Annotated in this window: 8 protein-coding genes and 1 tRNA gene; 3 read left to right on the top strand and 6 right to left on the bottom strand. The window is 56.1% G+C overall.

The annotated features are described in order from the left end of the window. Positions 1-1,305 precede the first annotated feature (1,305 nt). Complete coding sequence (locus tag KF784_19115) at positions 1,306-2,013, top strand: response regulator transcription factor (protein ID MBX3121175.1); 708 nt, start codon at positions 1,306-1,308, stop codon at positions 2,011-2,013. 304 nt (positions 2,014-2,317) lie between these two features. Here the strand turns inward: KF784_19115 and KF784_19110 are convergent. The 3 genes from KF784_19110 to KF784_19100 all read right to left on the bottom strand — a co-directional run bounded on the left by KF784_19110 (position 2,318) and on the right by KF784_19100 (position 3,888). Further along, positions 2,318-2,392 (bottom strand) — tRNA-Gly (locus KF784_19110). A gap of 29 nt (positions 2,393-2,421) precedes the next feature. Continuing rightward, the gene (locus tag KF784_19105) at positions 2,422-3,555 is read right to left on the bottom strand and encodes a site-specific integrase (GenBank protein ID MBX3121174.1); all 1,134 of its coding nucleotides are present in this window, start codon (positions 3,553-3,555) and stop codon (positions 2,422-2,424) included. 123 nt (positions 3,556-3,678) lie between these two features. Next, positions 3,679-3,888, bottom strand: a complete 210-nt coding sequence (locus KF784_19100) for a helix-turn-helix domain-containing protein (protein ID MBX3121173.1) — start codon at positions 3,886-3,888, stop codon at positions 3,679-3,681. A 246-nt stretch (positions 3,889-4,134) separates the two neighbouring features. Between KF784_19100 and KF784_19095 the strand changes: the two genes are divergently transcribed. After that, positions 4,135-4,539 (top strand): JAB domain-containing protein, encoded by a 405-nt coding sequence (locus KF784_19095; GenBank protein ID MBX3121172.1) that lies wholly within the window; start codon positions 4,135-4,137, stop codon positions 4,537-4,539. Further along, positions 4,505-4,636 carry a hypothetical protein gene (locus KF784_19090; GenBank protein MBX3121171.1) on the top strand — a complete coding sequence of 44 codons (132 nt, stop codon included), beginning with the start codon at positions 4,505-4,507 and terminating at the stop codon, positions 4,634-4,636. The genes KF784_19095 and KF784_19090 overlap by 35 nt, the downstream gene beginning before the upstream one ends. Positions 4,637-4,849: 213 nt before the next feature. On the opposite strand, the gene KF784_19085 is transcribed toward KF784_19090, so the two are convergent. The 3 genes from KF784_19085 to KF784_19075 all read right to left on the bottom strand — a co-directional run bounded on the left by KF784_19085 (position 4,850) and on the right by KF784_19075 (position 7,837). After that, entirely contained in the window at positions 4,850-5,062 is a 213-nt protein-coding gene (locus tag KF784_19085; GenBank protein MBX3121170.1) for a hypothetical protein, read from the bottom strand. Positions 5,063-5,222: 160 nt separating this feature from the next. After that, the gene (locus KF784_19080; GenBank protein MBX3121169.1) at positions 5,223-6,218 is read right to left on the bottom strand and encodes a hypothetical protein; all 996 of its coding nucleotides are present in this window, start codon (positions 6,216-6,218) and stop codon (positions 5,223-5,225) included. After that, the gene (locus tag KF784_19075; GenBank protein ID MBX3121168.1) at positions 6,215-7,837 is read right to left on the bottom strand and encodes a hypothetical protein; all 1,623 of its coding nucleotides are present in this window, start codon (positions 7,835-7,837) and stop codon (positions 6,215-6,217) included. Before KF784_19075 ends, KF784_19080 begins: the two co-directional genes overlap by 4 nt. Between the last annotated feature and the right edge of the window lie 137 nt (positions 7,838-7,974).

Here is a 7,974-nt window from a genome sequence, read left to right as displayed (position 1 = left end):
TTCCGCTGCCGCTTCTCTCCTCGGCGGCTTGAGACCGCCGCCAAACCTACCCATGTGCGGCCATCGACAACTTCAGGCGTCCCCCCACACACTCAACGTGGGACCACCCAGGAACGGCCCCTCTCAAACCCCAAGAGGAGAATATGCCCCTCACCACATGCCCAAAATAGCCATCGACCCATGCTAGTCCGGATTCCATGGGAGGCGATTTATACAGGGTCGGTCGGGCCTGCACATCGGATATTGGTGCCTCTTACCATCAGAAAAATCAGACCGTCTCTCGTACGTTTGTGCTGGTCGTTGATTGCACCAGGATCGTCGGTATGAACCGATGAGAATGCGTCCATTTAATTTCCGTGCAATCCTGAGATAACCGGAACACACCTCACCATCCAACCTGGTAAGCACACCAGCAAGCGCCCACGTATCTGGGGGCTGTATTAATTTGTGCAACAGTTCTGCGGCAGGATGTTCGAGTTGGCCTTTTGACCCCACAATCAACGGGACAAGCCAATCCGTTCCGGAACAGAGATCGATAGATCTATGAGCCCCGTATCAGGCTCGGCATTCTGCGTCTTGGGGCGAATGTGATAGGCGGTTATCCGGAAAGAAAACAAGCATCGGCATGAAGCGAAACCCTTGCGGGAGCCTCGTCACAATTCGAAGCGAGGAAATGGCTCAGTCGTTTCAATGTACCCAGCCGTAGCACAACCATAGCAGGCAACCGAGGAGAGGCACACAGTGGTCCTCTCCTCAGCTCAGTGCGCTACCTGTTGCTGCCAAGCGAATCACGTCCATCCGCCTTGGATTCATTTATGCGTAACCTCCTCATCCCCATAGATAGATCAACAACGCCATAGAGCTCGACAGCGGGATGCCGGAAGGCCACAGTCATATGTGTGGGCGCCACCTCCTTCTAGAGGGCTGCAGGCGGGAGGAGAATACCAGCATTCCCGGATTGACGGTCCAGTGCGGAAGGTATCCTCTGTACCTTTCGAGACATTCTGTCGATGACACGAGGGTTTCCCCCTCGTATTTCGACGTGCGCACATTATTGTGCAGCCGAAAGCGCTTCTCACGTAATACCTGGAATCGGCGCAAAGTGACGATGGGCAAGCTTTTAGGTCGATTGCCTGGTGAAATTTCCCGATTGCTTGAAGGTAGACCGGTATGAGAATATGCGCCGTCGCAGGTGTCTGGAATCACCTATTCAACCTAGCATCCACTGCGTAATATTTTTACTATTACGTAGTCTGGTTTTCAGCCAACTCGACGGTCAGAGGGCGGGTGTCTTCAGGAGGGGCAATGAGGGAAACCGACACAGCTACAATCCAAACGGTAGTGGCAATCATCAGCAGTAACTATCTCCTGCGGCTCGGTTTGCAGCGGATCGTCGAAGCAGAAACATGGATCAAGTTGATCGGGCAGACTACGCACGGAACGAACCTGGATGAGGTGTTGGCCAGCAATCACCCGACTATCGCGATTCTCGACACGGAAAATGATCATGCCATTCCTGAGCTGATCCTGAAAATCAAGCGTGCTGCTCCAGCCATCAAAGTTATTTTATTGAGCGGATTCGAGGACATGGAGCGCACTCGTCAAGCATTCGCTTCCGGAGTCGATGGTATTGTGCTCAAGGTACAACCTTCCGCCGTGCTCATCGCCACGATCGCCCACCTCGCCAGGACGGACGAGGAAGTCCCTCTTACCTTTGAAAGACTCGGCGGCCCTCGGAAACTCAGCGCACAAGCAGAGCCGCCTCCTCTCCTGACACGCGCCCCTGCCCAACATAAACGCCTCGATGGACTCACGGAGCGAGAACAGGAAGTCGTCCGATTGGTCAGTGAGGGATTGTCCAACAAAGACATTGCCGACCGTCTGTGCATTTCCAGCATTACCGTCAGACATCATCTCACCAGCATTTTCGACAAGCTCGGTGTCTCGAATCGCCAGAAATTGCTCATCCGGGCCCACCAGAACGGACTCACCAGACCGCCCGCGCTGGCATAATTCCTGGGATCAGACAAACACGCCAGAAGACCTGGCCTACTTCGGCCTCGACGGCGGCGCATTCTTCTCGGTCGAACGTGGCCACGCATCGCACGTAGCCGCAGGATACCCTAGATACAGCTATGACCTCCTTCTGCTCAACAGAAGGCAGGTGAAACGGATGACCGCCCTGAAGGCGTGGTAAGCCCAAAAAATTCATGCTCAACCGTGACAACCGTCACAGATTTCAGCAAGAGCACACCGATGGCTCGCTGAGCAGGACGCCTGAGTGACTCAGAAGCGTTTGAGTTGAAGGGGATTTTTTTGGAGCGGGCGATGGGATTTGAACCCACGACAACTTGCTTGGGAAGCAAGGACTCTACCACTGAGCTACGCCCGCCCCGCGAGGTTTTTCAAGATATTACATGATTACGCTTCGTGGTGCAACTTCTCATGTGTCATTACGATGTCATCGCTAGACGACTGATCGGCTTGGTAGATCACTAGCTTATCGACAGCTCGTTGGAGATCCGCCGGAGAAATTTGATTGTATCGTCGATGCATCTTTTCTGACTTGTGGCCTATGATTTTCATTGCCGTCATCGTGTCTACACCTGCTCTTCGCAGGGAAGTCGCTGCGGAGTGCCGAAAGTCATGGGCTGTAATCCCACCATTTTTTCGGCCGTACACAATACCTGCCCTTCTGCATGCAGCCTTGAAAGCGGTCGTAAGTCGGCGCTGAATCGGCCGCCCCTTGTAAAGAAACACTCGTGGGGTATCAAGTCTCCGCTCCTTTAAACACTGTCGGAACGCCTCGTAAACTTCCGGCGTCATTGGGACGGTTCTCGCCTCTCCATTTTTTGTCTCTCGAAGCGTGAATTCCTTCCTCTTCATGTCAACGTCTGACCATTCGAGTTTAAGTAGCTCTCCACGTCGCGGCCCTAGATCGTACGCCACGGTCAGAAATCTTGCCAGATGTGGCGCTGCATGCGCCCGAATAGCCGCCCATTCTTCTGGCGTGACGATCCGATCTCGCTCGTTCTTAGGATCGGGCTTCGGAACTGAAGCTGAAACATTGCGCGAGATCAAATTGAATTGATCGGACATTGCAAGATTCAGCATGCGGGTCAACGTCATATGATCGTGATTGATGGTTTGAACGGATACGCCCTGCCCGGCTCTCCAGGCTCTGTACTTCCTGACATCTTCACATGTGAACGCTGCTAGCGGTTTATCGCGGAAAAACTTCAAAAGGTGGCTGACATGAATGGCCCGAGTGCTAAACGATCGTAGCCGCCGCACCTCCTCAAGGTTCAAGTACTGCTGCGCCCATTCACTGAATAGGACTGGCCTAGACTCTTCTGTAAGAATCTTCCCTTGCAGAAGGTTAATCCGGATGGTTGACTCCATCTCCCTTGCAATAGTTTTATTAAGACATCCGACTTTCCATCGCTTGAGCCTTGCACCGGGTACGCCTGGAGCGAGCTTGAAGGTCTTCCCGTCATCAGAAACAATGACACTGAATGCGACGTAGTATGAATCTTTTCGCTTCGTCAGTCCCATACTGAAACCTTTCCTTCAACTTCGCGCGGGCCGCTTGATGCTCAGCTGCTCAATGGATGTTTGCTGATGCGTTCAACATTAACAACTCTCACCACGATTTTGTAAGTCCTTCGGCTTTACCGTTCACCTCGGTCGACTTTCGGGTTTTTTGGCTTCGGATCTGGCCATTACTGTATGTCTATCTATCCATTGATCCAGGTCTTGCTGCTTGAACTTTACAAGTCGCCCAATCTTAACGAACCGGATCTTCCTTGCTGAAACCCATCCATACAACGTCAGCTTGGAAATGCCTAGATACCCAGATGCCTCATCCATTGTCAGAAGCTTGCACATGTTAACTCCCAAGAAACATTTGTTAAAGATCCCTTTCAGCCAACCTTCCTGACTGCCCACTCACGCCTACCGTTGAAAGGCTCGTTGCTGGTGCGACCCGGGTCCGGGGAGCAGTGGGACAGTCCTTCCGTGTCTCCGCCCCTCCAGGCCTGCCCGCTGCGAGAGCCCCGTGCCGCCTCCTTTGTTACGCCCCACCCTTGGTTTGTGAAGGGTGGGGCTAGAACATAATTTCAGAAGGAGGCGGACATGTCCGTTGATAGCTCTCTCGGTTCCTCGAACGGTGGACGGCCACTGAGCCCGGTTCGGAAATATGGCATCCCTCGATATCGTGTCACGCTGGTTCGGGAGGGCCGAGCCCTTCCGGCGGCGGAATCCGTCCATACGTCGGAAGGTGCTGCTGCGATCCTCCGGCCGTTGTTTGCCGCTCTGGACCGGGAACAATTCCTCATCTGTGGCCTGGACGCCAAACACAAGCTCATTGGGATTAACGTCGTCTCCACTGGCTCTCTTAACTTGACCATCGTGCATCCTCGCGAAGTCTTTAAGCCGTTGATCCTCATGAATGCCGGTGCCTGGCTCTGTTCGCATAATCACCCGTCTGGCGATATCACACCAAGTGCGGAAAATCATCCTGACCAAACGGCTGCGTGAAGCTGGCGACCTGTTCGGGATTACGCTCCTCGACCATCTCATCCTCGCCGACGAACGCTACTACAGCTTCGCCGACCAAGGCTGGCCCGGCGCTTAGCGCAGCAACCGCAACACCCAGGCCGCGCCGGCGGCCACGAGCGCGAGACCTATCGCCGCCGTTCCCCAAGCGACCAGGTCGACAGCCAACGCATTGCCGATCGTTTGAATCTGGTGCGCCGTCATACTTCCTCTCCCTCGTCATCGCTCTCATTTGGTTTGGTTGGTGACAAAGGAGGCAGGCTGCTGCCAGCCTGCCTCGATAGGCTCCCTCTCAGCCCACAATCGCGCGTACGCGCTTAAAGGCGTAGATCGCCAGGGCCACGCCAATCAAGGCCGTGGCCCACAAGAGCAGATCGGCCCGCACCGTGGCCACATCCGCCGAGACTGGAAACAATTGCGCCTGCGACAGCGCCGGGACACCCAAGGCGAATACGAACGCCATGAGCAGTCCCCCGAGCCCTTTCACCCAACCCCATCCCTTCATACGGCACCTCCTTGTGCTAGTAGTGGTTCCGTCCACCCACGCCGCCGGATAACTCGCCGACGGACGAGCGCCTCAATAGCTTTGAGGCAGAATCAATTTGATGATCAGGCCGACGGCAAAACCACCGAGCCAGAAAATGGCTGTGAAATAGGTCATGGCCTCAATCGCCGGCAGATCCATAGAACACTCCTTCGCCAATCAGCCGCATCGATCCCTCTTCATAGACTTCCGACACCGACAGGCCATAGCGCCCGATAATCTGCGCCGCCGTCAGGATCTCGCCGCTGTCTAAGAGATACCGCCAGCCTTGACGGTCCTTGCTCATTCCCGCGCCGCCGAGAATGCGCACGGTTCGTTTCGGCGGGGTTGGAACTGCAGGAGGGGCAATGCCCAAGGGACTGAGCAGACTGCCTGAGTTGGGAAGCGCTGGTCCCGACGCCAGAACCGGCGCAGACGTTGACCCGGCGATCGGCTTGGTTGAACTCAGAGAAGACCAGGGCCGCCAGACCATGAGACCGATGGCAAACAGTCCTGCGGCGATGCCGATGGCAATTCGTGCCGATTTGAAGACAGTATGGCTGCGTTTCTCTTCACGGATTGCCGCCGAGGCGTAACTCGAATAGTAGGCGTAGATCGCTGGCGAGTAGGTCCCGACAAAGGCCCGAATGACCTCGTGGTCTTCGGGGTTCCCACGCACCTTGCCCTGATACTTTTTCGACAGGCCCACGAAAGCCAGCTTCCGAAACTTCACGGTCGCTTCGATGAGCCGTGTCACTCCTTGCGACATCTGCCGGAAATCCTGGCTCATGAGCAGAATGTCCACGCCGTAATGCCGATGCGTTTCGAGCCAGCGGAGCAGTCCAGGCTCCACCTTCTGCATGGACCGAAAGACCGTCTGGGCTTCGTCGATAATCACGGCTGATCCGGGCTCGACATGGGGAAACGCCTGGAGGACTTCGACGGAATCTTTCCAGAGCGTGATCTGTTGTTCGAGGAGGGAAAGCTCGATACCTGTGAAGAGCGAGAGCCTATCGAGATAGATCCCATCCACCGCGATATAGAGCCGACGGCCTTGTTTCACCCAGGGCAGAAACTTCTCGCAGATCGCGTGATACGATTTCCCTGAGCCTGGTACCCCTTCATACAGTTCGATCATCGAAGACTCCTGAGATAGACCCAGATCCACAGCGCGAGGATCACCGTCCAGGCATAGGCCCAGCCAATCACCAGTTGATTCATGAGCCCCACCGGACGAACGGAATGGTTTGCAAAATGAACCGCGTGCCCATGGCGCTCGCCACGATGGCCAGCGCCTGGCTCATACCTGTCGCGCCCAGCACCCACGCATACTGATCGGGAATCACCGGCAGGGTGAGACCTGCCGTCCCAATGGTGGCGAGCGTGCTGTCCGCCACGGAAAGCAGGGAATCCCAGATGCCGAGGCCCCAATCCGTGAGCGAGAAGAAGAACTCCTGCAGCCAGCAATAAATGAGGGTCAGAATGGCCGTCATGTCGTCTGACCTCCTCCCACAAAAATGATGCGGTACGCGGCAATGGAGGCCGTCGCAATGACGAGCGTTCGAGGACCGTAAAGAACCATGCCCATTGATTGAAGTCCACTTGCTGGCTGCCGAAGAACACCGACGGTAGCGCAATTACCGGCAAGGTGGACGGCCAGGTGAGGGACTTCAAGAGATTCAGGGTCCCGAGTAAGCCGCTCGTCGCCCAGATGGTTTGATGAGCTTGAAGAACCGTGCCGAAGGTCCTGCTCTCATGTGAACCGACCGCGCAGGAAGTCGTCGCTTGGGTCTCTTCGTGCTGGGTCGTGGAGCCGTCTGGATTCTGTGTTGTCGTCGTGGTGGTGGTCGTCGTCTGCTGCTGCGTGTTCTGCTGTGGGGTAGCCGCCGGAGGCGGGACCGTGTCCACCACCACGATGTCGCCGGCCGGCACAGGCTTCGGCTTGACGGTTGTTGGCATTTCGGTTGGTGTCACCGCCTGAGAAATGGTGGTATCGGCCGGCTGCGTCGTGCCGGTGGTGCCGACCGGATTGGTGTGAGCCTCGACCGACTTCGGATCGCTGGCTGGAAGCCCCCCGACGAAGTTGGCCACTTGCTGCTGCGTTGGCGGAATTAAGCCCTCTTGGACCGGTGAGGTTGAACCGGGAATGCCTTTGCGGTGGCAGACGTAGAGCGTGTATCCGCCGACCGAAGGGCCATTCACAAAGAAGTTGCCGGTGAAGAAGACAGCCGTACTGAGGCTTTGAAACGGCCCCACCACCCAATCATGCTGATACTCGGTATCGACCGCACAGAGCGGCACATTGGTCGCGCTGAATTGAATGGTCGCATTGGGATAAGCCGGATTGCCTGGTGTATTGGTACCGAAACCAGGGAACATCTGTACGCCCGCATTGGTGCTAGCGACTTGCCAGCCGCCCGGCGTCGAGGCGGCAGTTTTCACCGCTGAAAGATCAGACTGAGAGTAGTACATCTGAGCCAGCACCAAACCGGCGCTCACTCCGAGTGCCGCCCATCCTACAGGCCCTGCCACCATGCGCACCGCCATCGAGGCGGCGGAAGGTGCCACGGCTGCTGTCGCAACTTGAGAAGCTAGGGCCGAGCGTTGCGCGGCCAGATAGGCAATGCGTTCGGCTTGCGCGACCACCCTCGAATACTGCGTGGCGGTTTGCGCAAGGGATTCGGCCGGCGCCAAGCAGAAAGAAAACAGTAAGCCCCAGATGAGGGTGAGATAACTGGTTAACGCAAAGACTTTCACAACCGTCCGACTCCAAGGCCGGCGAGGAAGGCCAGTAACAAGACCGCCACGAGAATAATGGTGAGATCCACTGGCCTTCCTCCTCCTGCCGTTACTTCAGGACTTCCAATCCAGACAAATCGAAGAACACGCGGCCC

This window comes from Fimbriimonadaceae bacterium (assembly GCA_019638775.1).
GTDB lineage: Bacteria > Armatimonadota > Fimbriimonadia > Fimbriimonadales > Fimbriimonadaceae > JAHBTD01.
Note: the sequence above shows the minus strand (reverse complement) of the source record. Positions and strands in the feature narration are given on the sequence as shown.

What these genes read in the sequence shown, in the direction of transcription:
- KF784_19080 (MBX3121169.1), bottom strand. Translation starts at nt 6,218, where the DNA reads ATGATCGAACTGTATGAAGGGGTACCAGGCTCAGGGAAATCGTATCAC.
- KF784_19115 (MBX3121175.1), top strand. Translation starts at nt 1,306, where the DNA reads ATGAGGGAAACCGACACAGCTACAATCCAAACGGTAGTGGCAATCATC.
- KF784_19085 (MBX3121170.1), bottom strand. Translation starts at nt 5,062, where the DNA reads ATGAAGGGATGGGGTTGGGTGAAAGGGCTCGGGGGACTGCTCATGGCG.
- KF784_19100 (MBX3121173.1), bottom strand. Translation starts at nt 3,888, where the DNA reads ATGTGCAAGCTTCTGACAATGGATGAGGCATCTGGGTATCTAGGCATT.
- KF784_19095 (MBX3121172.1), top strand. Translation starts at nt 4,135, where the DNA reads ATGTCCGTTGATAGCTCTCTCGGTTCCTCGAACGGTGGACGGCCACTG.
- KF784_19105 (MBX3121174.1), bottom strand. Translation starts at nt 3,555, where the DNA reads ATGGGACTGACGAAGCGAAAAGATTCATACTACGTCGCATTCAGTGTC.